The sequence below is a fragment of the Microbacterium sp. ABR10 genome (genome assembly GCF_057812175.1).
Genome location: NZ_CM173821.1, coordinates 3,243,541 through 3,268,083 on the forward strand (window position 1 = coordinate 3,243,541; position 24,543 = coordinate 3,268,083).

The window sequence follows — 24,543 nt, forward strand, 5'->3', positions numbered from 1 at the left end:
CTCACCGGTGAAAGACCGACAGGTGCGGCGCGCCGCCCGCCATTGGTACTGTGCGACGACGGTGTCGGGGGATGCCGCGGTGAAGGGGTGCCGGATGTGGCTCTACGACCTGCCGTTGTCCGTGGGACTGCCGGTGTTCATCGTGCTCGTGGTCGGCGGCTCGTGCGCCATTCTGCTGGTCCTGCGCAAGTGGGTCTTCCGGGTCGCGCCCCAGGGTGAGGAGTGGGATCGCGTCCTCAGCTACGCGGTCGGCGCCTACGGCGTCTTCTACGGCGTGACCCTGGCGCTCATCGCCGCGGCCGCCTACGGCAACTTCACCGAGGTCGACGGGGTCGTGCTCGAGGAGTCTTCGACGCTCGCCGCGCTCTACCGCACGGGCGCGCTGCTTCCGGAACCGGCGTCGACACAACTGCAGCAGCAGATCGCCGAATACACGCGCAACGTCATCGACCTCGACTGGCCGATGCAGCGGCAGCTCCAGATCCCCGCCGAGACGGATGCCAACATCACCGCGATGCAGCAGGCGATCGCCTCCGTGCAGCCCACCTCCCCCGCCGAGATCCTGTACGTGCAGCAGTCGCTCGATCAGTTCCACTCGCTCGTGGAGAGCCGGCGGGAGCGCATCGCCCTCACCCACCTGGCGCTGCCGAGCGTGCTGTGGATCGTGCTGGCCGTCGGCGCGGTACTGAACGCGATCCTCATCGGCCTCATCGAGGTGCGAAACCTCCGCGTGCACCTGCTGATGTCGGCGATGCTCGCGCTGTTCGTCGCGCTGCTGCTCTACGCCATCGCCGGTTTCGACCACGCCTACGCCGGCCCGATCGCCGTGACACCGGAGTACTTCGAGGATCTGCTGCAGGGACTGTTCGCCGCCGAGCCGTGACCTGCAGCCGGCCCTGAGCGCCTCGAGGCACCGAACGGCCTCGGGGCCGGTCGACGCGCGACCGCTCAGATTTCGGTGGCGCCGACCTCCTGCGCCTGCCACAGTGAACTGCGCCCCCGCGCGACGACCCGAGATGATTCGAGGCCCCATGCTCCGCTCGCGCACCCCCCGACGATCCCGCCGCTTCTTGAAGTACCCGGCCGCCGTCCTCGCGGGCGCGGTCATCGTCGCCGGGAACGTGGTCGCGGCCCCCGCGCCGGCGCAGGCCGCGTGGGAGGACGACGCGCAGAGCTGGATCGCGAGCATGCAGACCGGTCTCGGCTGGGCCGAGGGACTGTTCGGTCTCAAGACCGGGCCGTGGAACACCGCTCTCTCGATCGCCTCCCCGTTGATCTCGGCGATCTTCGGCGGTTCGTCCGCTCCGTCGATCGGCGACGTGCTGGAACGCCTGAAGCAGCTCGACGACATCGAGCACAAGATCGATCAGGTGCAGAACTCCCTCGTGACGATCGAGGCGGAGATCGCCACGGTCGGCCAAGACGTCCTGACCGGCACCTGCGCCGTGCAGGCCAGCCGACCGCGCGACTATCTCACCAAGCTGGCTGCCGCGAACGACGCCTACGCGAACGTCGTCGACAAGATCGATGAGGTGCGCGTGGGCACCGCTGACGAGGACGACCTCAAGGTCGCGATCAACTCGTTCATCGCGTACACGACCGGCGAGAGCGAGGCCATCCTTCCGGACCACAGCGCCTTCGCGGAATCCCTCCGCAGCGTGCACGCGGACATGGGTACCACCGGCGGCGTCGCGGGCATCATCCAGAGCTGCGGGCGCGCCTACCTCAACGACTGGAAGATCGGGAACACCTCCGCGGCGGCGTTGAGCGGGATGCCCGCGACCGCTCACGGCGCGTGGCTCGATGATCGCGACTACTACGACCCGCTGCAGAAGCTCGTCTCGTTCTGGCAGACCGCCGTCGCGCAGGGCACCTACCTCCACCAGCAGGCATCCCTCATGCGGGTCAGCAGGGACTACGTCACCGCCCACGGCCCCCTCAGCGTCGAGGATTCCGCGAGGGTCTGCGCCCTGGCGAAGACGAACGGCCCGGCGATGGCGAGAGCCACGTGCGAGGGCGGCCTGACCCTCGCGAAGACCATCTACAACGGCTTCGCGGCCGAGTGGCGCGAGGTGGGCGTGCCGATCAGCGACACGAACGTCGTGATGAGCATGGGCACCGATGTGACCGGCCTGTCGTACCAACCCACCACACCCCGGGCCGCCGGGGCCCCCGCCGACGAGCCCCTCCTCTCGGCCGGAGCGCCGGTGGGGGTGGCATCCCGGGTGTGGGCGAGGGATCCCTCGACCTTCCCGGCGGCGTGGACGACCGGGACCTGGTCGACGACCGCCGGCGCCGTCTCGGCCTACGGGATCGACGGATTCGTGCCCGCGGGCTCACAGCAGTGGTCCGACCTGAGCAACGGCTACCGTGCGACGCACCCGACGGTGCAGACCACGGCACGCGAAGAGGCCATGCGGTGGCGGTCGGGGAGCGGATGGCAGAACTCCGGTGTGGCCCCCTTCGCCCCGCTGGACATTCTCACGACCATGAAGGATTCCGTGTCTCCGGCGCCCGCGGGCACCGATCCCTCGCACGCATTCACGGTGAAGGCGGACACGAGCGCATGGATGCCGAACGAGGCGGCCAGTCAGAACTTCCCGATGTGGCGGAGTCCGATTCCGGAATGGTCCCGGGGCACGGGCCTGTCGTTCCCGCACTCGCGACTCTGGATGACTGTCGACTTCGCGCCGCGTGTGCTGGACGACGCGAAGATGAGTGTCAAGTGCTTCGTCGCGACACAGGACGGCGCCGTGTGTCACGAGTCGGTGGGGTCGTGGTGGGTGAACCGGCTCTCGATCGAGGGGGCCATGTCCGTGCAGAACGCGTACCGCGTCACGCCCGTGAACCCCGACATCGACAGCATGGTGATGATCGACAGGAAGCGCGAGTGCCGCGGCCAGCCGAACATCGACGAGGAATGCGCGACCATCATCGACGCGATGTACTCCACCCGCGGCGAGTCGTTCGCCCAGGGTGCGCCCTCATGGCTCGCCCCGATCGATGCGGCCAACGGGGAGCATTACGAAGGAGACCCCGCCGCCACCCGGACGCTCTGGCCGAGCGCTCCCGTTCCCGACTGCGCCCTCACCACCTGGGGCGCGAAGACCCGGTGCGGGCCCGCCCTGGAAGCGTGGATCACGTCGCACGTCCCCAACCCGAGCCTCAGCGGACCCGTCGCCACCACCGACGTCACCGTCGACCGGGCTGACGACGGAACCGCCGTCTGCGTCGCCCCCGCCTGGAACACGAGCTCGGTCATGCAGTACGGCGACGTGGCGTGGACAGCCTGGTCGCGCACCGGGAAACCCTTCACCAAGGTCGTCCCGTTCGGCGCCCACCTCGATCTGCTCGCCCTTGTGACGGAGGCGGGCTGGAACACGGGCGGCAGCGCCGGGGAGTCGGGGCGGATCACCCTCCGTTGCTCGTTCACCGCCCGCACCGCCGAGGTGGCGAACGAGACGGAGGTGCGCAGTGCGACCGTCGCCGCCGTCCGCGTCGACGATCGCTTCGTCTTCCCGAGCGTCGGCGTGGGGACGCCGGGCGATCCGGGGGTCACCCCCGGTCCGGGCGTCATCCCGGACCCGTCCGGCGCGGCACCGGTCGGCGCCGGGGGATCGTCGGCGGCGGGCAGCTCGGCGCACGACACCGCGGCGCGATCGGTCGGCGCGACCGATCGGGACGTCCTGGCGAGCTCGGGGATCGGTGGGGAGCCCTGGCGACCGGCCGTGGCAGCCCTTCTCCTGCTGATCTTCGGCGCGCTTCTGATCGTCTTGGTCCGGACCCGACGGTCGAGACGGAGCGCGTAGCCCCTCCGCGCACGCTTTCACCCGGACTCGTGCCGCAGCGGGTGCACGCCGGCGTCCGCCCGGCTGCGAGCCGGATCGGGCCTCGGAACCCGCTACGACCGCGAGATGGATCGGGCCCCCGCCCGCTCGGCATCCCGCACACGATGCTCGACGCAGAAACGGGGAGGCCGCCCTATACGGACGACCTCCCCGCCGGGGAGCTTCTGGAGTGCCGGACGCGGATGCTCAGCGCGTGTAGGCGTTTACGATCCCCCACACGGCGAGGCCGACGGCGATCGCGACACCGCCCACGGCAGCAGCGGCCGCGGTGGGGTTCGACCGCGCCTTGGCACGCACTTCGCTGACCGTGCGGTCGACGGCGTCACTGGCACGACGCGGGACGTTGGCCTTGACCTCGATGGCCGCCAACGCCGCCTTCAGCTCGGCGCGGGCCGACTCGACGGGGTCGGAGATCCCGAGAGGCACGGCGGTGCGGGGCACGGGGACGGGACGATCAATACTCATCGCGGGCCTCCTTAACGATGCGGACGTCCTCCGCGATGGCCTTGCCCGGGTTCTCGCGGTTCGACAGCTTCTTGAAACGCAGGTAGCCCAGCAACGCCAGGATCGCGGTGATCACGACCATCACGCCGAAGACCACGAGGGCCGACAGCCACACGGGCCACCACGACGACAGGCCGGCGATGACGAAGGCGAAGAACACCGGAACGGCCCAGAAGAGCACGATCAGGGCGCCGACGAACCAGCCGGCGCCGATCCCGGCGTCCTTGGCCGTCCGTTGCGCCCACGCCTTCGCCCCGTTGATCTCGGCGACGACGAGGTTGCGCACCAGTTCGGGGATGTCGCCGATGAGTGTGAACAAGCCGTCGTCGGAACGATCGCGGAACCCGCGAGGAGTGGTCATGCGCGTCAGCCCTCCGACGCGTTGGAGCCGCTCTGGGCCGCCTTGGCCCGCGCGGTGGCCGTCTTCTCGGCCTGCTTCGCGTCGTCGACGGAGTCTTCGACGGCGTCGGCGACCTCGGATGCCGACCGCTTGGCCGCCCGCGTCGCGCGCTCGGCGCGCTCCTGAACGGTGCCGGACTGGCTCGCGGCGCCCGTGACGGACTTCGCGCCCTTCCACACCACGCCGGGGACGGACTTGAGCGCGGAGACGCCGAGCGCCTTCACCTTCTCGACCTGTCCTTGTACGGCGGGCTGGTCCCAGACCTTCTCGGCCTGCTCCTTGATCTGCTCGTAACGCTGGCGGCCGGCGCGTGCTCCGAGCACGTAGCCCGCCACGAGTCCGACGACGAGTGCTGCTTTGCCCCTCATGGGGTCTCCTCACGCTCGATCGAGTGCTGGTCGAGTCTCACAGTAGTCATGTATGCCGTCTCCGGCATCCGCCCTTGACAGGGCGGCCCGCATGGACGATCGCGACGGCGCTCAGCTGCGCCAGAGTGCGGCGCTGCGTACGCGATCGGCTTCGTCGCGCGCGTCGGGGATCACCTGCGCCAGCCCGGTGCCCGAGATCCAGGCTCCCGTGGCACCGAGACCCGGGACGGCCCGCACCGCACCGCGCGCCGCGGCGGTCACGGCCGCACGACCGATCGTCGCGGCGGGCTGCGACTGCACATAGCGCGAGCGATGCGCCGCCAGCAGATCGGATGCCGGCAGCTCGACGCCGAGCAGGGCCGCCGCCTCCGACAGGGCGAGTCGCGCGGCATCGTCGTCGTCGAGGGCCGCGGTGGCCGGCTCTTCGCCCTGCGCCCCGAACGACACCCGCACGACGTGGACGCCGGGCTCGGTGGCATCCCGAACCCAGTCCCATTTCGCGCTCGAGTGGGTGAGGGCCTTGGCGGTGTGGCTGCCGGGCACCGTCAGGACGCCGGTCCCGCGGGGAGCGCGATCGAGCACCGGGGCGTTCACCACCAGGGTCACCACCTCGACCACCGGGGCGATCGGGTCGCCCACCTCGAGTCCGAGGACCACCGGTGCCAACAGCGCACGCGCCGGCCCCTCGGGCAGGGCGACGATGACGGCGCGGGCGGTGAGGGGCTCGTCGTCGAGCGACGTTCCGATCGCCCACCCGTCGCCGGCCGGGGTCAGGTTCGTGGCGGCGACTCCTGTGCGAAGCTCGACGCCGCTCTCGCGCAACCCCTCCACGAGGGCGTCGACGAGGCGCGACATGCCTCCCCTGAGTCCCTCCACCGCACCGCCGGGCGCGGGGGCGACCCTCGCGGAGCCGGAGGCGACGGGCACATCGGATGCCGGAGCGTCGGCGGGCCGCGCACCCGATCGACGCGCGCGAAGCTCTGCGACAGCGCCCGTCAGCGAGCCGGTGCGGGTGAGGGCGGCGTTCAGCCCGGGAGCGGCCAGGTCGACGTCGATGTCGTCGGGGCGCGCGGAGTAGACCCCGCTGGTCACGGGGGCGACGAGGCGCTCCAGCACCCGCGCGCCCAGGCGCGAGCGCACGAGCTTTCCGAGACTGTGCGCGTGTCCGATGGTCAGCGGCGGACGCACCCGGTCGAGGTAGGCGCGCCAGGCCCCCGACCAGCCGATGACGCGTCGCACATCGGGGGCGAAGGGATTGTCGGGGATGCCGAGCACCCCGCCCTTCGGCAGCGGCGCGGCGCCGACACCGGGCACCCCCGCCACCCACGCACCCGCCGGATTCGGCGACACGACGGCGTCGCCGAGGTCGAGCTCGGTGAGCAGCTCGCGGACGACTCCGCCCCGGGTCGCGTAGCTCTCGGCCCCCACGTCGAGGGTCATCCCGCCGACCTCCGCGGACCGCAGGACCCCACCGAAGGCGTCGGACGCCTCGATCACCGTGACCTGCAGCCCGACCTTCGCACACTCGCGGGCGGCGACGAGGCCCGAGACCCCGCCGCCGACGACCACCACGCGCGTGTCGTGCGCGTGCTGCACCAGGCGGTCGAGGGCCTCGCTCACGCGGCGTTCCCGCGCGCGCTCTCGTCGGTCGTGTCGCCCGCAGCGGCCGTGCCGCCCGCATCCACGTCGTGCCCGTGCGCGTGCGCCACGATGCGGGTCAGCACCTCGGGATCGGTGTCGGGCGGCACCCCGTGGCCGAGGTTCAGCACGTGCGCGCGCGCCGCGCGGCCACGCGTCAACACGTCGTCGACGTGGGCTTCGAGCACCGGCCAGGGGGCGCCGAGCAGCGCCGGGTCGATGTTGCCCTGCAGGGTGACGTCGGGACCGACGAGGGCTGCGGCCTCGTCGAGTGGCATCCGCCAATCGACGCCGACCGCGTCGGCGAGGCCGCCCAGGCGCATGTCGTCGAGGAACGCGCCCGTTCCCACCCCGAAGTGGATGCGGGGGACCTCGATACCCTCGAGCGCGTCGCGCGAGTGCGGGGCGATGAACTCGCGGAAGGTCGACGGCGACAGCGAGCCGGCCCACGAGTCGAAGAGCTGCACCGCCTGGGCGCCGCCCTCGATCTGCGCGTCGAGGAAAGCGCGCGAGACCTTGGCGAGCCAGCCGGCCAACCGGTGCCACGAGGCGGGGTCGGCGTGCATCATGCCGCGGGCGCGCAGATGCTCCTTCGACGGACCGCCCTCCACGAGGTAGGCGGCGAGGGTGAAAGGCGCTCCGGCGAAACCGATGAGGGGCACCGCGTCGCTGAGCTCGGCAGTGACGCGGCGGGCGGCCTCGCGCACGGGCTCCGCCGCGGCGGCGACGTCGTCGGGGTCGATCGACGTGACGCGGGCCACGTCGTCGGCCGTGCGCACCGGATCGGCGAAGACCGGGCCGCGCCCGGGCTCGATGACCACGTCGACACCGGCGAGGCGCAACGGCACGACGATGTCGCTGAAGAAGATCGCGGCATCCACGTCGTGGCGGCGGATCGGCTGCAGCGTGATCTCGGCCGCGAGGTCGGGGGTCAGGCACGCATCGAGCATGCGGGTGCCCACGCGGAGCTCCCGATACTCCGGCAGCGAGCGCCCTGCCTGCCGCATGAACCACACCGGCTGCCGCTCGGGGCGGTCGCCACGGAGGGCGCGGAGGAGGGGTGCGTCGAGGGATGCCATGGCATCCATCCTCCCACCCGCCCCCTGGGCGTGAAGGGGATGCCTTGACGTCGAGACGCCGTCCGGAACACCTCGCGACACCCGGGCGTAGAATGATGAGGTGTTGTTGTGCGTCAGCGCGAGTCACAAGACCGCGTCCTTCGAGCTCCTCGAGCGGCTCAGCGTACCCCGCACCCCCGTCGCCCCGTTGATCGCCGCGCACGACGAGTGCGTGCAGGGCGCTGTCGTCGTCGCGACGTGCAATCGCTTCGAGGCGTACGTCGACATGGACGAGCCGGTCACCGCCGCCGTCGCCCTCGGCATCGAGGCCACCCTCGCCGCCATCGAGGCCGCAACGGGCGTGCCCGCCGGCGAGCTCGAGGGCCGGTACACCGTGCTGGGCGGCAGCGAGGTCGCCGAGCACCTGTTCTCGGTGGCATCCGGTCTCGAATCCGTCGTCGTGGGCGAGGGCGAGATCGCCGGCCAGGTGCGCCGCGCCCTCACCGAGTCGCGCAAGCTCGGCACCACGTCCGCCGAATTGGAGCGATTGTTCCAGCGGGCGTCCGAGGCGCAGCGCGGCGTGAAGAACTCCACCGCCATCGGCCGCGCCGGTCGATCGCTCGTGCGTCTCGGCCTCGAGCTCGCCGACAGCCGCATCACCGACTGGTCGACGCAGCGCGTGCTCCTCGTGGGCACCGGCGCCTACGCCGCCGCCACGGTCGCCGCCCTCCGCGACCAGGGCGCCGAAGACATCTCGGTTCATTCGCCCTCGGGCCGGGCGGCGAAGTTCGCCCTCAAGCACGGTCTGCGCGCGGTGTCGGCTGAGACGTTCCCCGCCGCCGTCGCCCATGCCGATCTCGTCATCACGTGCACCACCGCCGAGCACTACGTACTGAGCGCGGCCACGTTCGCCGCCGGACGCGGGGCCTACGAGACCGCCGTCGACACCTCGGCCGGCGTCTGCCCCGTCGACCACACCGCGCGTCGCCTCGTGATCGACCTGGGGCTGCCCCGCAACGTCGACCCCGATGTCGCCACGGTTGCCGGCATCGACCTGCTCGACCTCGAGACCATCCGCCTGCACGCCCCGCTCGAAGAACTGCAGGCGACGGATGCCGCGCGCGACCTCGTGCGAGACGCCGCGCGCCGCTTCACCTCGGTCGGCGAGCGCAAGAACATCACCCCCGCGGTCGTCGCCCTGCGCGCCCACGTCTTCGGCGTGCTCGACGCCGAGGTGGCCCGCGTGCGCGCCCGCGGCGACGAGGGCGGACAGACCGAGCAGGCCCTCCGCCACCTGGTGGGCGTACTGCTGCACACCCCGACGACGCGGGCGCACGAGCTCGCCGAGACCGGCCGCGCCGACGAGTACGTCGATGCGCTCTCCGCACTCTTCGGTATCGAGGTCACCGACCCCGCCGCCGTCGATCCTGCCGCCCTCGACCAGCGCGGTATCGCCGACGCGGGCTGACGCGCCGCGCTGCGGTGCTTTCCCCGCGAGCGGAGGATTGCTGCCTTGGCATCCATCCTCCATTCCCCGAATCACGTCCGACGCCGAGCCGGCCGCGAGGCGCCTCGAGCCGGTGCCGGCGCCGGCGAGCGGAGGACGGATCGCGACCGGAGGACCGAGACCGCGGCATCCGTCCTCCATTCCCCGAATCGCCTCCCGCAGCGCCTCGCCTCGAGGGGCGGGGTGGCTCCGGCAGGATGGATGCCGTGAACACACCGGCATCCGAGGTCTACGCCGTCGCCGGTGAGGACCGCGCCCGCAACGGACTGCGCTGGGCAGCCACCGTCGTGATGGGCTTCTTCGACGCAGGCGGGAATGCGCCATCGGTGAGCGAGGTCGTGATCCGCCGCGTCGACGGGTCGGTGGTCAAGCGGCTCCCGCCGGGCGATGTCGACGCCTTCACCGACCAGCTGAACGAGATCACCCGTGACCTCGCGACGATGGACGCCGTGCCCTTCGCCGAGAAGTGGGTCGCCGAGCGCGGGTGACCCGCGACGCCCGATACGAGCCACGGCGCGAGAATGGAGACATGAGCCTGCGCATCACCGATGACCCCGCCGCCGACGACCTGCTGACGAGCAACCCGCTCGCACTGCTCATCGGGATGCTGCTCGACCAGCAGGTCGCGATGGAGACGGCGTTCGCCGGCCCGCTGAAGATCCAGGAGCGCACCGGGTCGATGGATGCCGCCACCATCGCCCACGACGATCCCGACGACTTCGCCGCCGCGTTCTCCCGGTCGCCCGCGGTGCACCGCTTCCCGGGGTCGATGGCCAAGCGCGTCCAGTCGCTGTGCGCCGCCGTCGAGCAGGACTGGGACGGGGATGCCGCGAACATCTGGACCCGCGACGACCCCGACGGCGCGACCGTGCTGAAGCGTCTGAAGGCGTTGCCCGGCTTCGGCGAGCAGAAGGCGAAGATCTTCCTCGCCCTGCTCGGCAAGCAGCGCGGATACGACGGCACCGGCTGGCGGGAGGCGTCGGCACCGTACGGCGAGGAGGGCTCGTTCCGCTCCGTCGCCGACATCGTCAGCCCCGAATCGCTCACCAAGGTGCGCGAACACAAGCGCGCCGCGAAAGCCGCCGCGAAAGCGGGCGACTGACCCCTCCTCCCCCGTGCGCGAAAAAGGAGAGTTCTCTCATATTCGCTTCGTCGTCCGGGAGCGATGGTTAGAGTCGTCGAGTTCGCTGCAAGTTGTTCACGATCGAAGGGTGGGCTCGTGAAGTTCGCAATGGGTTCCGACACTCTGGGTGTGCTGACGAAGGCAACCTCGGGGTCGAGTGATGAGCTGTCCCTGCTGGTGCGTCAGCTGTTCGAGGCCGCCGAGCCGCTCGAAGGGCAGTTCCAGGGCGCGGGTCGCGCCGCGTTCGACCGGTTCAAGTCGCGCACCGACGCGATCTCGTCCGAGCTGAAGCTCGCCCTCGACGGCGTGCTCGGCGGCATCTCGAGCATGGACCGTTCCTTCCAAGAGGGGGAGTCGTCCATGGTCGATCAGACCACCGGCCTGGAAGCAGGGTCGTCGTTCGACGCCGCTCGCTTCGGCGCCCGTTGAGAATCGGAGAGGACTGACTCATGGTGAACCAGGGAGACCGTCGCGACTACTCGATCGCGGCGTCGCAGAACGCACAGGACAACTTCAACCGCGTCGCCGCGCTGCTGGAGTCGCTCATCGACCAGCGCGACCGCGACGTGCAGGCGGCCATGGCCGACTACTCCGCCGACGGGGTGTCGGAGGACTACCGCGCCAAAGAGCTGCGCTGGAAGAACGCCGCCGCCGAGGTGCGCGGCATCATCCAGACGCTGCGTTCCTCGCTCGAGCGCAATGACGAATCGGCCCAGACCGCGCTGAGCAAGGCTCGCGCGGCGGTGGAGTCGATCGGCTGATACGGGCCGCACGATGCCGGGCGCGGTCGCGCCCGGCATCGCCGGTGCGCGGCGTCCGGGGTGAGCGACGCGCGCGCAGAACAGAAGTGAAGGGGATCGGGCGATGACAGCGTGGCGTATTCAGCCGTCGGGTGTCGTATCCGTACTGCAGGACGTCAACGTCGATGCCGAGGCTCTCGGCACGGCGTTGAATGCACTGAGCCCTGCTCTCGAGGGAGCGGTGACGGCGACGCAGTCGGGTGCGATCTCCGAGGCGGTCCAGGCGTACTTCGAGCAGGAGGAGGGCCCGCGCATCCAGGGCATGAGCACGCGCATCGGCGCGGCTGCCCAGGGTGTCGTCTCCGCCACCGAGGCGTACGTCGCCGGCGACATGGAGATGGCCGCCACCGCGCAGTCCGCCGCCGTCGCCGCCGTCTACCCGCCCGACCTTCCGAACGGGGCGATGTGATGCCCAGCCCCATCGACTACGAGAAGATCCCCGGCGCCGACATCCAGCCGGATGCCATCGAAGAGAACGCCCGCACGGTCGGCACGATCTCCGGCCAGGTGGCGGAGCACGGATCGAACGTGAACTTCACCTGGCAGGGCATGGCGGCGGTCTACGAAGCGCCCGAATCGCCGACGCTGCTCGGGCTCATGGCCCCCGTCAGCTCCCAGGCGACGCAGGCGGGCGACAACCTGGCCGAGGTGTCGGCGGCGCTCGTCGCCTTCGCCGCCGACGTCCGGCCGATCAAGGCCGAGCTCGACGCGCTACGCGCCGACGCGAAGACGTTCGTGGATTCCATCCAGGGTGGCGTTCAGGTGCGCGAGATCAACCCGGCGTGGACGGCCGCGCAGTCGCCCTACGGCGGGGCGACCACCATGCCGACCTATCAGGGATTGTGGGGGTCGTCGACGACGACGGCTCCGGCGGCTCCCGAGCAGTACCGCACGGTCACCAAGGAGTGGCACGAGTCGCAGGAGCACGTCGACCGCAACAACGAGCTGCTCGCCGCGGTGAACGCGCAGCAGGTCAAGCTGTGGGAGGCCGAACGCGCGTGCGCGAACCGCATCCGCGCGCTGTACGGCGCCGCCCCGCTGCGAGCCGCGCAGTCCGAAGACGACTCCCTCGGTTACGGCATCTCCGAGATCCCCGAGGGCACCGAGATGCCCTGGGGCGCCGAAGTCGAACGCACCGAGGGCTGCGGCGAGGCGACCGTGAACTTCGTGTTCAAGGACTTCCTGTGGGAGGGCATCGCCGTCGGTGGAGTCTGGGGCACGATCACCGGTCTCGGCACACTCGTGCTCGGCTACAACCCCGAAACGGGCGACTTCTTCTCGGGCGACGCCTACGGCGCCGCCTGGGGGAATCTCGGCATGCTCCTCTTCGCGGGCGCCGCCAACACCGGCATCCTCGCGCCCATCTTCCAATCCGACTCCCTGATGCAGTCCATGGGCATGGACGGGTTCCTCCCTCAAGAGGTGCGCGACTTCAAGGCGCAGGCCGACGAAGCCGCGATCAACACCGGCAAAGCGCTCATCGCGTGGGACAAGTGGCAGGACGACCCCGGCACCGCCCTCGGCGAGTCGGTCTTCAACGTGGGCACTGCGCTCATCCCCGTCGGCGGTGCGGCCGTCGCGGGCGTCAAGACCGCCTCGACCGCGGCCTCCGTCGTGTCGAAGATGGCGCGGGTCGCCGACTTCGTCGACCCGGCCGCGCTCGCGATGAACGGTGCCATGCGCCTCGGCGGCGCGGGATTGCACAGCCTCGACGGCCTCATCGGCCGCCTCGGCTCGAACGCCACCGACGGTTTCCACCTCAACACCCCCGACATGCCGCTGGTCGCCGATGGGCCGACGTCGGCGCTGAGCGCACTGGACGGCGCGGGCGTGGATCTGGGCACCGTCACGGCCCGCATCGACGACGGCGTGCCCGTGTACGAATTCCCCCCGACCGCCGAGATCCCTTCCGGCCGCGTCGAGATGCCCGCCGGCGCTTTCGACGGCGTGCGCGGCGGCGATGTGCCCGTGCGTACGGACGCGCCCGTGCGCACCGACGGCGGAGTGGATGCCGGTGTTACGGCGCCCGTACGCGAGCCCGAGCTCGTGGCGGCCGGTGGCGTGCGCGGTGAGGCGAGTCCCGGCGCCGTGGACTCCCTCGTCCAAGACGCCCCCGTCCGCCGCGAGACGAGCAGTTCGGGCGAGCCCACGGTCGTGCGCGAGCCCTCCACGGGCAGCGACCACAGCACCGCGGGCGGCGACGGCACCGGCGCTGGCGGCCACCTCGGTTCCGACAACGGCATTGGGAGTGGCGGCGTGGGCCGAGGCGACGACGGAGTCCCCCACGGCGGGCAAGACGACCATGGCTCGGACGCCGGTCCTGGTGAGAGGACCACCCCCGACAACGCGAACGCGTCCACGAACGACACGACGACGCCTGGGGCGCCTGGACGCGTGTACTCGATGATGGACGGGACCGAACACACGACCTCGTTCGCGCCGGAGTCGCTCGGCGACAGTCGTGTCACCACGCCGCTTCTCGACAAGCACGGGGTGACGCGCTCGCAATTCGAAGACCTGATCAACAGGCCGATCGACACCTTGAGCACGGCTGAGAAGACCATCGTCAACGGGGTTCGGAACGAACTCACCGCTCAGGTATCTCCGGACACGGTCTTTCAGAAGGTGCTCGACCAGCCGCACTTCGACTCGACGGGTACCCTGACATTCGGGCAGGGCGAGAGCATCGTCCTCGGCGACGAGGGCACGATCACCGGGTCCGTGTCGGTCGCGGAAGACACCGCGCACTTGACGACGCCCGCGGACTTCTATCAATCCCTGCGGCTCGACTATCCCGGAACGAATTTCTTGAAGGACGATCAGTCGGCATTCGTCGTCCGGTTCCAGCCGGACATCGACACGTCGGGGTCGGTGAAGCCCCAGCTGCACAGCTCGATGGGTGGCGACGGGTCCGTCGACCATTACCGCCCGCCGTTCACGGGCAACGGATTCCTCAAGACGGGCGACGACATCATCCCGGAGTACCGCGCCCAACGTGTCGATATGCGAGATGGCGCAGAGATGTGGGAAGTCCTGGATGATGGAACGCAACGACTCTTCGCGGTGCTACGCGCCGGCGAGTGGATACCGGTGGGGTGACGGATGTCGTCGACAATTCCCGTAAGCGAGACGCAGTTCGAGTACCGCGGGAAGCGCTACTCGCGGCATTCCGGTGGTGACGACTACGTCCGCCTCGTCACGGACGACGCGCCGACCCGCGAGGCTTTCCCTGACGCGATCGAGATCAACGACGACCCCCAGGATCCGTGGGTGAAACTCCCGCGGCGGGTGATCTCCGCTCGCTACGCGCAGGAGGTCACCGGCACCTGGCACGGTGTACCCGTCACGGTGGGCGAGCGGATCAGGACAGGCCTCCGCCGCGGAATGGTCAGGGTCTGGTACGCGGGCACCACGCCGGACGAGGCTCTCGCCGCGGGACTCGACGGAAACCAGAACGACGGGTGGTCGGCGTTGACGCAACCGAGTGACGTGGGCGACGTGCACGTCGAATCGACACGACACCCGATGGTGAGCCCATGAGGGCCGTCCTGCAGAAGCTCCTGCACCCCGGGATGTCTCAGCTCGTCCGCGAACGCGGCTACGCGCAGGTCGGGGGGCATGTCGTGGCAGCCGCAGACGCGACGGGGCTGCGAACAGCCAACGCTCTCAGGGAGGCATACGGTTGGCCGTCGGATCCTTCCGGTCACGTCGACGTCGTCCGCTTCGAGGTCCCCGTGTGCGCGACCCTCACCGCGCCACCGCAGGTGGAGCGGCCGTGGCCGTCCTACCCGCTCGGCTTCCTTCGTCCCGTCGACGAAGCGATCGTTCCGGTGTGGAGCATGTCGACCACGCGCTACTCTCCCGGCGCCGAACTCTGGCGGATCTCCGACGACGGTCAACAAGAGCTCCTCGCGGCTTACGGTGGAGCGGCGCGCGGGTGGACCGCGCTCCCAGATCAACCGCCGGTCGAGGAATGGCACCCGTCCAGCCGTTTCTTCGGCACGCGCGCGGTCCACGGCGGGACCGAGTTCGCCGCGGATGTCCACGGCGACCAGGTGGAACTCACCTCGTATGTCGAGCAGACCTCCGCGGAGTGGTCCCCCGTGCGCATCGGCGCATGGACGAGAACCGTTCCCCTCGTGGCCTGCGACATCTACGAGCTCGGGTTCACGGCCACTCTCGGCGGCGTCCCCCTGCGCGTGCTCGAACAGTACGACGGCGCGGTACGCGCGCAGCTCCTGACCGACGACCCCGAGACCGCCAGCCGACTGTCGGCCGTCATGGTGGACTACGGCGTCTTCGAAGTCTCCGGCATTCCGGGGACTGAACTCGGCGATACGCAGCTCGTAGCTGATCAGCTCGTCGCCTGAATGCCCGCAGTTCTCCCCGCGTCGGCCGCGGCGCGGTCGCGTTGCGCTTCCTTGCGGCTTCGCGCGAAGAAGACGGGATCGAGCCTGGATCCCTCCGCGTCCCGGCCTGGACGCGGAGGGACAGACGTGCTGATGAGTGCGCGATTCTGCCGCGCCGTGAGTTGTCCACGCAAGGGACGCATCAACTCGGCAGCACCGCGGCGACCCACATATGGTGGAAGGTCGAGGAGGCACCCATGACGAGCACGCAGGAAGCATCACGCCTGGCCGACGTCGACCCCTTCGTCTTCACCGAGCGCGCCCGCGCCGGAAAGATCGTCGGCGCTTCAGCCCTCGACATCGTCATGCCGCTCGCTCTTCTCGTCAGCGGGATCGTCGTCATCGTGACGGGTCCGTCCGCTCTCGGGTGGCTCCTCGTCATCGCCGCAATCGGCCTCCTCGCCGTTGCCGTCTGGCTGCTGGGGCGGACCGGACGCACCCTCGGCACGGCCACCGTCGACGCGCGCATCGTCCGCCGGACGACGGGTGCCGCCGCGGGCGGCGCGGCCGTGTGGGCGCTGGCGTCCGGCAAGCTCGCGATGGTCGACCTGCGCCGCGGTCGTGACCCGTTCGCCCCGGCGATCGCGCCCTTCCGCTTCCCCGAGGTCGCCCCCGCAGCCCCGGGCCGGGCCCGGCGCGGAAGCATGCCGACGCTGCTGCTCGACTCCGGCGAACGCCTTCCCCTCGACACCGCCCTCATCCTGGGTCGGGCGCCCTCGGCCCCGGCCGACGCCCCGGCCGAGGTGTACCGCTGGGCCGACATGTCGCGCACGCTCTCGAAGTCGCACGTGCGCCTCGAGTGGGACGGCCGGCAGGTGTGGGTCATCGACCTGGGCTCGACCAACGGCACCTTCGTCCGCGGCGACGGGGCGTCCACTCCCCTCCTCCCCCACCAACGCACCCCCGTGCCCACCGGTGTCGTCCTCGAGATCGGTGACCGCACGCTGACCGTCCGGGATGCCGCATGACAACCGTCGACCACCCCCTCGTCGATGCCGCCGGCCCCGGCTGGGTCGGCACCGAGACGCGCGTGCCGATCATCGCCCTCACCACCGCGACGAGCGACTGGCTGCACAAGACGGCCACCCAGGGTCTGCGCCCGATCATCGTCTCGGGCGAGCACTCGCGCATGACGCAACCGCTGGCCCAGGTGCTGTCGTCGGTGCAGGGCCACTGGGTCGTCCGCGCCCGCGACGACGGCTTCTACGATGCCCGCACGGGCGTGCGCCTCGACGCTCCGGCCGACGCGCTCACCGCCGGAACCCCGACGCCCGAGAACGTGCACCCCCTGTTCGTGCGGGCGCAGGTGGCATCCAGTCTGCAGGTGGTGGCGACGGTGTCGACGCGTCACCGCGTGACCCGCCCGGTGCGGATGGGCGGGGTCGCCGAGGCGGCTGTCGCGCTGTTCACCGGGGCGGAACCGGCGGCGTGGGGCGCCGTCGAACCGCTCCTCGCCCCCTGGGACCGCGACGACCTCACCGAGCGCTCACGGCGGCGGGTCCCCCTCGACAGCCACTGGACCGCGGTCGGGGGCAGCGAGCGCGCGGTCATCGCGACGATCCAGGCCGCCCGCACCAGCGAGGGACTCGAGGAGACCACGCGCGTGTGGGCCGCGGTCCCCGGGGTGGGGCGCGACGCGGGAACGGCGGCGACGGCCGAGGCCCGTGAACTCCTGGCGCGAGCGGCGACCGTGGGGCTTCCGCTCATCGGCGTCGCGTTCGCGGCGATCGGCGCCCCCGACCTCGCCCGCCGCGCTACCGCGGCCCCCCACCCTGAGCCCCTCGCGCTGCTGATCGGGCCCGTGGGCGTGCGAGCCCTGGGCATCGACGCGAAGCGCTGGATCGACGACGTCGGTGGCACGACCGTCGGCAGCCCCCGGCTCCCGGGCGTACTGCTGCCGCTCGGATCCGTCGACGGCGGCGGATGGACGCGCCTGAACGAAGTGCTGGCGACGGTGGATCCGACGCGGCTCGCCGAACTGCTCGATCTCGCGCCGCAGGTGCGCGCCCAGCTCATCGCGCGGGAAGGAGCCCGCTGATGCCCGACCAGCGCGACACGGTTCTCATCGAGCAGGCCAAGATCCAGCGCATGCGCCTGGGCGCCGCCCTCGTCTACGGCCACATCGGCGAGCGACGCACCGTCAACGATCACATGAAGCGGTTGATGGGATCCATCGTCGTCGCCGCGATCGCGTGCGCCGCGTGCGTGGGCGTGTCCTTCGTGTCGCAGCTGCTCACCGAGCGCGCGCAGACGAGCACCTCCATCCAGACCCCGACCGGAGCCGTCACCCCGTGAGCATCTACACCCGCCTGACCGTCTCGGGCTCGGAGCGTCGAGCCGAGGTCGTCGTCCCCAGCGGCGAGCCTGTCGGCGCCGCACTGCCGCGCCTGCTCGACCTGCTCGGTGAGACAGCCGGCACCGTCGAGCGGCCGCTGGCGGTGATCGCGCCCGACGGCGAGCAGATCGACATCGCACTGACGCCTCACCAGCTGGATCTCGTGGACGGCACCCTCGTGCGCCTCGTGCGCCTGGACGCCGCACCGCCACCGCCCGTGGTGATCGACGTGACCGACGCCGCGGCCGATGCGCACGATGCCCGTCCCGACCGGTGGGACGAGCGGGCTCGGGCCGTCGCGGGCGGGACGGGGATCGCCGCCGCCTTCGCCGTCGCGGGGCTGCTGTCGCCGTGGTCGTCGCCGACCGTCGCAGCTTTCGCGTCGCTGGTCGCGGCCGTGGTGCTCGTGGCCGTCGCCACGGGCCTCGGCCTCGGCGGGCTCCGCCGTCTGTCGACGTGCGTGTCGGCGGGTGCCGCCGGCCTCACGCTGCCCGTGGGAGCGGCGACGACGACGGCCCTGGCATCGCACGGGTTCGCCGCGGACGCCGCGCTCGTCGGGGGTATCGCTGCGGCACTGGCCACCGGATTCGCCGTCGCCCTCCTCGGCGCCGGCGTCGCGCACCGCCGTCGCGGCGCCGCGTCCGGCGGAGCACTGGGCGCGGTGCTGTCGTCACTGCTGCTCGGGCTCGTCCTCGGCGGGGTGGATGCCGTGGCCGCCGCGGCCATCACCGGCGTCATCGCCGCGTTCGCCACCGGCCCGCTGCCCTGGATCGCCCTATCGGCCGCCGGACTCACCGACCTCGACCAGCGCGCCGCGGACGGCGCCCCGCCCGCCCGTCCCCGCGCTTTCGCCGCCATCGACGAGGCGTACGCGGCGCTCACGTGGAGCGTGGGGGCCGTGGCATCCGTTCTCGGGGTCGCCGGCGTCGCGCTCGCGTTCTCGGGCACGGTTTGGACCGAACTGCTCGCCCTGGCGTTCTTCCTCGTCGCCGCCCTCCGCACGCGTGCATTCCCGCTGCGCTGGCAGGGCTGGCTGCTCTGGGCAGCCGCGGGTGCGATCGCCGTGGCGGGTCTGACGGTGCTGCTGTCGGACGGCCTCGGATGGGTCGGCGCGGGTGCCGCGATCGTGCTGGCCGCTCTGATCGCCACGATGGTGCTGGTACGGCCCCGCCCGCACGTGCGGGCGCGGTTGCGCGGCCTCGGCAACGTCGTCGAGACCCTCGCCGTCGTCTCGCTGGTGCCGCTGCTCGTGGGGGCGTTGGGTGTCTACGCCGATCTGCTCGGCATGTTCGGCGGACGCTCGTGAGCGTGCTCGACCTGCGTGCGGTGTCGAACGCGGTGTTCGGCAGCGGTGCCAACGGCCGTGTCCGGCTGACGGAATGGGATGCCGCGATCCGCGGCGGCCTGTCGACGACGCGCCGGGTCGGCGTCATGTCGCTCGCACCGGGCGCCGGCACCAGTACGGTCGCCCACCAGCTCACTCTCGCGATCGCCGGGCGACGCGGCGAGCCGGTGCTCGCCGTCGACGTCTCGACCGGGGCCGCCGGTCTCGCCGGGCGCCTGGGCAGGGCCCCGGTCGCGCCCGACGAGACGCGAGCCGCCGCACGCACCACCGCCGAAGCCCTGAGCGGGCTCGCCGAGCGCGACGGGATCGTGGCGCTCCGTCCCCGCGACACCGACGACGCGGTGGGCGCGTGGCTCGGCGAAGCGGCGCCCATCGCCCGGTTCTTCGACGTCGCGGTCACCGATTTCGGAACGCGTCATCCGGTGGTCGATCTCGCCGCATGCGCGGCGCTGTGCGACGTCGTCTGCCTCGTCAGCGACGCCCGCCGGGCCGCGGCGGAACACGCCCGCTCGGTCGTCGAGGCCGTGCGCGCTCTGCCCGAATCGCCGTCGGTCGCCCTCGCCCTCGTCGACCAGGCGCGCGAAGGCGACGGCGTCGCGCGCGCGATCGCCACCGGGGCCGACCACGTGGTGCTGCCCCTCCCGTTCGACGCGGGTCTCGCCGCGGGCGGGCGGGCGCGCCGCTCGGTCACGCACCTCGCGGTCATCCGCCTCGCGGCCTCCGTGGTGGGGGCGACGGGGAGGCCCGCGTGACCGTCCGCATCGTTCACCGTCCGGCCCGCATCAGCGAAGCGGTCGAGCCCGCTCCCGACGTGATCCTCGCCCCGCCGCCGCCGATCGGCGAGGGAAACACCGGCTTCCCGCTGCAGTCGCTGCTGCCGATCGTCGGCAGCCTTTCGTCGATCACGATGATCGTGCTGCTGCGCAACAACCCGATCATGGTCGTTGTCGGCGCCGTCATCCTCGTGGTCGCCCTCGTCGGCGGTCTCGGCATGGCCCTCACCCAGCGCGGCAACGCCGCCCGCCAGCGCCGCGTGCAGCGTGAGCGCTACCTCGACTATCTCGAGGAGACGCGCGAAGACGTGCGCCGCACGGCCGACACCCAGCGCAGCAGGGCGCTCGCGCTGCATCCCGCTCCCGGCACGCTCGTCGAGATCGCGGCCGACCCGGCCCGCCGCTGGGAGCGACGCCCCGGCGACGCCGACTTCCTGCGCACCCGCATCGGTACCGGCGACCTGCGGGCCGTCGACGTCGCACTGCCGCCCGAGCAGAACCCCGTGCAGCCCTTCGACCCCGTGATGCGCGAGTCGGCCGAGCGCATGGTGCGCCTGGCGGGCGTCTCGCAGGGGATGCCGGCGACGGTCGACCTCGAGCGCGGCGGACAGATCTCTCTCGTCGGCGCGCGCCCCGACACCCTGAGCGTCGCCCGTGCCCTCGCCGCGCAGATCGCCGCGTTCCACTCCCCCGACGACGTGCACGTCGCCCTCGCCGTCGCCCCCGCGCAGCGCGACGACTGGCACGGTTTCGACCTGCTCCCCCACGTCACGGGCGACACGCCTCCCGCCGGAGCCGTCACCGCGCGACGGATCGCGCCGAGCCTCGACGGGCTCCTGTCACTGCTGCGCGACGAGCTGCGCGACCGCGTCGCCACCGCCGCCGCCTCGCGCCGCGCGGGCCGACGCACCAAACCCGGCCGACTGGTCGTCTTCGTCGACGAGGCCGACCACGCGGCATCCGCCGTCCCCCGTCTGGATGCCGCCCTCGACCTCACGGCGCTGGGCGTCACGGTCGTGCACCTCGTCGACGACCGGCTCAAGGAGCCGACGACGGTCGCCGTCCGCGTCACCGTCAACGGTGGCGTCGCCACCATCGAGACACCGGGGTCGGGGGAGGCCGCCGTCGACGGCATCCGGATCGATGCGTTCACCCCCGCCGCCCTCGAGATCGTCGCGCGTCCCCTCGCGGGCCTGCGCCTTCGCCGCACCTCGGCCGAAGAGACCGGCACCACCCTCGCCCCCGATGTGACGCAGCTGATCGGTGTGGCCGACGTGGATGCCATCGACACCGCCGCCGCCTGGCGCACCCGCAGCGCCGCGGAGTTCCTCCGCGTGCCGATCGGCGTCGACGACCGCGGCGGACCGGTGCTGCTCGACCTGAAGGAATCGGCACAGCTCGGTATGGGGCCGCACGGCATCTGCATCGGCGCCACCGGCTCCGGTAAGAGCGAACTGCTGCGCACGCTCATCCTGGGTCTCGCGCTGACACACGCGCCCGACGATCTCAGCATGATCCTCGTCGACTACAAGGGCGGGGCCGCGTTCGCGCCCTTCGCGCGACTCCCGCATGTCGCGGGCATCATCGACAACCTCGCCGACGACCCCCAGCTCACCGAGCGCGCCCGCGCCAGCATCCAGGGCGAGGTCGTGCGTCGACAGCGTCTGCTCAAAGATGCCGGCAACGCGGCATCCATCGGTCACTATCGGCAGCTACGCCGCGACCGCCCGGAGCTCCCCGCCCTGCCGCACCTGTTCCTCGTCATCGACGAGTTCGGCGAGCTGCTCACCGCCGAGCCCGATTTCGTCGAACTGCTGCTGACGATCGGGCGCATCGGCCGCTCGATCGGCGTGCACCTGCTGCTGTCGAGCCAGCGCATCGAGGCCGGGCGCCTGCGCGGTCTCGACACCTACCTGTCGTACCGCATCGGCCTCCGCACGTTCTCGGAGTCGGAATCGGCCGTCGTACTCGACACCCCCGATGCGTTCCACCTGCCCGCCATCCCCGGCTTCGGTTACCTCAAGGTCGACACCTCGGTCTACACGCGATTCCGCGCCGGATACGTCTCGGGCCCCGTCCCCGACACCGTCGAGTCGGGGCCCCGCCACGACGACGCCCCGCCCGTGCTGCCGCTCAGTGCCTACGACCTCCCGGACGAGACCCCCGAAGACGCGCATCTCGACAGCTCCGAGCCCGAGACGCCGACCACCGGTCGCACACTCGTGCAGGCTGCGACCTCGCAACTGGCACGCGGCATCGCCCGCACCCGGCCGGTATGGCTGCCACCGCTGCCACCCGTGCTGACGCTCGGCGGAGTGCTGCCGCAGGCCGACGGCGCCGGCACGCTGCGCGCACCGATGGGCCTGCTCGACGACCCCTCGACCCAGACGCAGGGGCCCTGGATGCTGGATCTCACGCGCTCGGGCGGACACGTCTCGATCACGGGTGCGCCCCAGTCGGGCCGCTCGATGTTGCTTCGCACCCTCGCCGCCTCACTCGCCTTCACGCACTCGCCGCGCCAGGTGAGCATCTACGGAATGGACCTCACCGGCGGCGGGCTCGCGCGCATCGAGCCCTTCCCGCACGTGGGCGGTGTCGCCACGCGCGGCAACCGGGAGCGGCTCACGCGGCTGCTCGAGGAGCTCACGGGCATGCTCGCCGTGCGCGAGCGCGTGTTCCGCGATCACGGCCTGGACTCGCTCGCCGACATGCGCCGGCAGCATGCGGCCGGGCGCCTCCCCGATCTGCCGAGCGCCGACGTCGTGCTGCTCGTCGACGGCCTCGGCGCGCTGCGACAGGACTTCGAAGACCTCGAGGCACCGCTCGGCCAGCTGCTCGAGCGCGGCGGGAGCTTCGGCATCCACGTCGTCGTCGCCCTCTCGCGCTGGAACGAACTGCGCATGAATCTGCAGGGGCTCATCGGTACCCGTCTCGAACTCAAACTGAACGACCCGGCCGACTCGCAGATCGCCCGCAAGCTGTCGACGACGCTCCGGGCCGATGAGCCGGGCCGCGTGCTGACCGACGCCAAACTGTTCGCCCAGGTCGCTCTGCCCCTGCTCGAGGAGGTCGACGACGGCGACACCGGAGAAGCCCTCGAGCGACTCGCCCGCGAGAGCGCGGCCCGTTGGGGCGGCCAGGGAGCGGCACCGATCCGCCTGCTGCCAGAGGTCCTGGATCCGGCCGACCTTCCCGACGCGATCGACGAACCGGATGCCGTACCCCTCGGCCTGCGGCAGGACACGATGCAGCCCGTCACCCTCGACATCGCCACCCGCGACCCGCACCTGCTGGTGCTCGGCGACAGCCGGTGCGGCAAGACGACGGTGCTCCGGGGCATCGTGCAGGGCGCGGTCGACCGGCACTCGCCGGAGGAACTCGTCGTCGCCCTCATGGACGCTCGCGGCGACCTGGCATCCGAGATCCCCGACGCCTATCTCGGCGGGCACGCGACCTCCGGTCGGCAGGCGCGATTGCTGGCGGAGTCGATCGCCGTCGAGCTCGAGAAGCGGCAGAGCGACCGCGACTCGGGCCCACGCATCCTCGTGGTCGCCGACGACTTCGACATCCTCGCCGCCGGCGGCACGGAGCCGTTGCGCCCCCTGCTGCCCTACCTGGCGTCGGCGCGCGACCTGCGGCTGAACGTGGTCGTGAGTCGCCCGGTCGCCGGCGCGTCGCGCGCGATGTTCGATCTGGCGCTGCAGGGAATCCGCGATACCGGCGGCACGACCCTCATCATGTCGGGCGACCGCTCCGAGGGTGCGCTGCTGCCGAAGCTGTACGCCGAGCCGATGATCGCCGGACGAGGGCGCCTCGCCCGCCGTGGCGACCGGCCGACGCTCGTGCAGGTGGCGAACTTCGTCGCCGGCGAGGCGGACGTGGAGGAACCGGCGGACCAGGGTGCGCCGTCGGCGGATGCCACGACCGCGGTGGCAGTGACCGGCGAGGCGACGGTCCCTCCAGCGAGCACGGCGGAGGCTGCTGCGCACGTCGCTGTTGCCGCCGCCGAGGATCCACCCCTGACACGACGGAGGAGGAATCGTGCCCCGCAGTAGCGTCGCTTTCACCCGCGATCCGATCGACATCGAGGCGCTCGCGGACGCCGTGTCCGCCGTGCTCACGCCCGAAGAACTCGCGGCGACCCCGGTGGAGATCCGCCCGCTCGACGACGGCGCCGCGGCCCAGGTCGTGATGATCGACCGGGTCGTGCTGACCGTGCTGCGCCCGCGACTCGTCCCTGCGCCGGCGGAGTTCGCCCGCATCTACGGCACCGTCGCGGTGACGGCCGATGCCCGTTGGTCGACGGACTGCTTCACGACTTGGGAGCCCGAGGGTGTGATCGGCGTCCGTCTGATCGAGGCGGCCGCCACCGCGCGCGGCGGTACCGCGGTACACCTCGGCTGAAACGGGGCCCCACCCGACGTCCAGGCGGCCG

23 protein-coding genes are annotated in these 24,543 nt (G+C 71.6%); 18 read left to right on the plus strand and 5 right to left on the minus strand.

Annotated elements, in window-relative coordinates:
- Positions 1–7: 7 nt before the first annotated feature.
- A complete protein-coding gene (locus ACXKZF_RS14965) occupies positions 8–883 on the plus strand; it encodes a bestrophin-like domain (RefSeq protein ID WP_235561203.1) in 876 nt (291 codons plus the stop codon).
- A 148-nt stretch (positions 884–1,031) separates the two neighbouring features.
- Positions 1,032–3,809 (plus strand): hypothetical protein, encoded by a 2,778-nt coding sequence (locus ACXKZF_RS14970; protein WP_488984737.1) that lies wholly within the window; start codon positions 1,032–1,034, stop codon positions 3,807–3,809.
- Positions 3,810–4,034: 225 nt separating this feature from the next.
- Here the strand turns inward: ACXKZF_RS14970 and ACXKZF_RS14975 are convergent, their stop codons facing one another.
- The 5 genes from ACXKZF_RS14975 to hemE all read right to left on the minus strand — a co-directional run bounded on the left by ACXKZF_RS14975 (position 4,035) and on the right by hemE (position 7,837).
- Positions 4,035–4,313, minus strand: coding sequence for a hypothetical protein (locus ACXKZF_RS14975; RefSeq protein WP_055951808.1), 279 nt, complete (start codon positions 4,311–4,313; stop codon positions 4,035–4,037).
- A complete protein-coding gene (locus ACXKZF_RS14980; RefSeq protein ID WP_055951811.1) occupies positions 4,303–4,713 on the minus strand; it encodes a phage holin family protein in 411 nt (136 codons plus the stop codon). The genes ACXKZF_RS14975 and ACXKZF_RS14980 overlap by 11 nt, the downstream gene beginning before the upstream one ends.
- Before the next feature lie 5 nt (positions 4,714–4,718).
- Entirely contained in the window at positions 4,719–5,120 is a 402-nt protein-coding gene (locus tag ACXKZF_RS14985) for a hypothetical protein (RefSeq protein ID WP_055951815.1), read from the minus strand.
- A gap of 111 nt (positions 5,121–5,231) precedes the next feature.
- On the minus strand, positions 5,232–6,740 hold the full coding sequence (hemG, locus tag ACXKZF_RS14990; RefSeq protein WP_488984738.1) for a protoporphyrinogen oxidase: 1,509 nt from the start codon (positions 6,738–6,740) through the stop codon (positions 5,232–5,234).
- A complete protein-coding gene (gene hemE / locus ACXKZF_RS14995; RefSeq protein ID WP_488984739.1) occupies positions 6,737–7,837 on the minus strand; it encodes a uroporphyrinogen decarboxylase in 1,101 nt (366 codons plus the stop codon). Before hemE ends, hemG begins: the two co-directional genes overlap by 4 nt.
- A 100-nt stretch (positions 7,838–7,937) precedes the next feature.
- Between hemE and ACXKZF_RS15000 the strand changes: the two genes are divergently transcribed.
- From ACXKZF_RS15000 to ACXKZF_RS15075, 16 genes are all read left to right on the plus strand, one after another.
- Positions 7,938–9,284, plus strand: a complete 1,347-nt coding sequence (locus ACXKZF_RS15000; protein ID WP_055951824.1) for a glutamyl-tRNA reductase — start codon at positions 7,938–7,940, stop codon at positions 9,282–9,284.
- Positions 9,285–9,520: 236 nt separating this feature from the next.
- The gene (locus ACXKZF_RS15005; protein ID WP_055951828.1) at positions 9,521–9,811 is read left to right on the plus strand and encodes a hypothetical protein; all 291 of its coding nucleotides are present in this window, start codon (positions 9,521–9,523) and stop codon (positions 9,809–9,811) included.
- 41 nt (positions 9,812–9,852) lie between these two features.
- Positions 9,853–10,425 carry an HhH-GPD-type base excision DNA repair protein gene (locus ACXKZF_RS15010; RefSeq protein WP_488984740.1) on the plus strand — a complete coding sequence of 191 codons (573 nt, stop codon included), beginning with the start codon at positions 9,853–9,855 and terminating at the stop codon, positions 10,423–10,425.
- 117 nt (positions 10,426–10,542) lie between these two features.
- On the plus strand, positions 10,543–10,875 hold the full coding sequence (locus tag ACXKZF_RS15015) for a hypothetical protein (RefSeq protein ID WP_055951834.1): 333 nt from the start codon (positions 10,543–10,545) through the stop codon (positions 10,873–10,875).
- Between the two features lie 20 nt (positions 10,876–10,895).
- Positions 10,896–11,207: a pore-forming ESAT-6 family protein gene (locus ACXKZF_RS15020; RefSeq protein WP_055951837.1), complete on the plus strand. Its 312-nt coding sequence runs from the start codon at positions 10,896–10,898 to the stop codon at positions 11,205–11,207.
- A 103-nt stretch (positions 11,208–11,310) separates the two neighbouring features.
- Positions 11,311–11,655, plus strand: a complete 345-nt coding sequence (locus tag ACXKZF_RS15025; RefSeq protein ID WP_055951841.1) for a DUF6507 family protein — start codon at positions 11,311–11,313, stop codon at positions 11,653–11,655.
- On the plus strand, positions 11,655–14,345 hold the full coding sequence (locus ACXKZF_RS15030) for a hypothetical protein (protein ID WP_488984741.1): 2,691 nt from the start codon (positions 11,655–11,657) through the stop codon (positions 14,343–14,345). The genes ACXKZF_RS15025 and ACXKZF_RS15030 overlap by 1 nt, the downstream gene beginning before the upstream one ends.
- Before the next feature lie 3 nt (positions 14,346–14,348).
- Complete coding sequence (locus tag ACXKZF_RS15035) at positions 14,349–14,786, plus strand: hypothetical protein (protein WP_488984742.1); 438 nt, start codon at positions 14,349–14,351, stop codon at positions 14,784–14,786.
- Positions 14,783–15,616 (plus strand): hypothetical protein, encoded by an 834-nt coding sequence (locus ACXKZF_RS15040; protein ID WP_488984743.1) that lies wholly within the window; start codon positions 14,783–14,785, stop codon positions 15,614–15,616. The genes ACXKZF_RS15035 and ACXKZF_RS15040 overlap by 4 nt, the downstream gene beginning before the upstream one ends.
- A 236-nt stretch (positions 15,617–15,852) precedes the next feature.
- Positions 15,853–16,623, plus strand: a complete 771-nt coding sequence (locus ACXKZF_RS15045; protein ID WP_488984744.1) for an FHA domain-containing protein — start codon at positions 15,853–15,855, stop codon at positions 16,621–16,623.
- Complete coding sequence (locus tag ACXKZF_RS15050; RefSeq protein WP_488984745.1) at positions 16,620–17,693, plus strand: DUF6177 family protein; 1,074 nt, start codon at positions 16,620–16,622, stop codon at positions 17,691–17,693. The genes ACXKZF_RS15045 and ACXKZF_RS15050 overlap by 4 nt, the downstream gene beginning before the upstream one ends.
- Positions 17,693–17,950 (plus strand): hypothetical protein, encoded by a 258-nt coding sequence (locus ACXKZF_RS15055; protein ID WP_055951860.1) that lies wholly within the window; start codon positions 17,693–17,695, stop codon positions 17,948–17,950. Before ACXKZF_RS15050 ends, ACXKZF_RS15055 begins: the two co-directional genes overlap by 1 nt.
- Positions 17,947–19,296 (plus strand): ubiquitin family protein, encoded by a 1,350-nt coding sequence (locus tag ACXKZF_RS15060; RefSeq protein WP_488984746.1) that lies wholly within the window; start codon positions 17,947–17,949, stop codon positions 19,294–19,296. Before ACXKZF_RS15055 ends, ACXKZF_RS15060 begins: the two co-directional genes overlap by 4 nt.
- Positions 19,293–20,087 (plus strand): hypothetical protein, encoded by a 795-nt coding sequence (locus ACXKZF_RS15065; RefSeq protein ID WP_055951866.1) that lies wholly within the window; start codon positions 19,293–19,295, stop codon positions 20,085–20,087. Before ACXKZF_RS15060 ends, ACXKZF_RS15065 begins: the two co-directional genes overlap by 4 nt.
- The gene (eccCa, locus tag ACXKZF_RS15070) at positions 20,084–24,163 is read left to right on the plus strand and encodes a type VII secretion protein EccCa (RefSeq protein ID WP_488984747.1); all 4,080 of its coding nucleotides are present in this window, start codon (positions 20,084–20,086) and stop codon (positions 24,161–24,163) included. Before ACXKZF_RS15065 ends, eccCa begins: the two co-directional genes overlap by 4 nt.
- Positions 24,150–24,512, plus strand: coding sequence for a hypothetical protein (locus ACXKZF_RS15075; protein ID WP_055951869.1), 363 nt, complete (start codon positions 24,150–24,152; stop codon positions 24,510–24,512). Before eccCa ends, ACXKZF_RS15075 begins: the two co-directional genes overlap by 14 nt.
- The last annotated feature ends 31 nt before the right edge of the window (positions 24,513–24,543 follow it).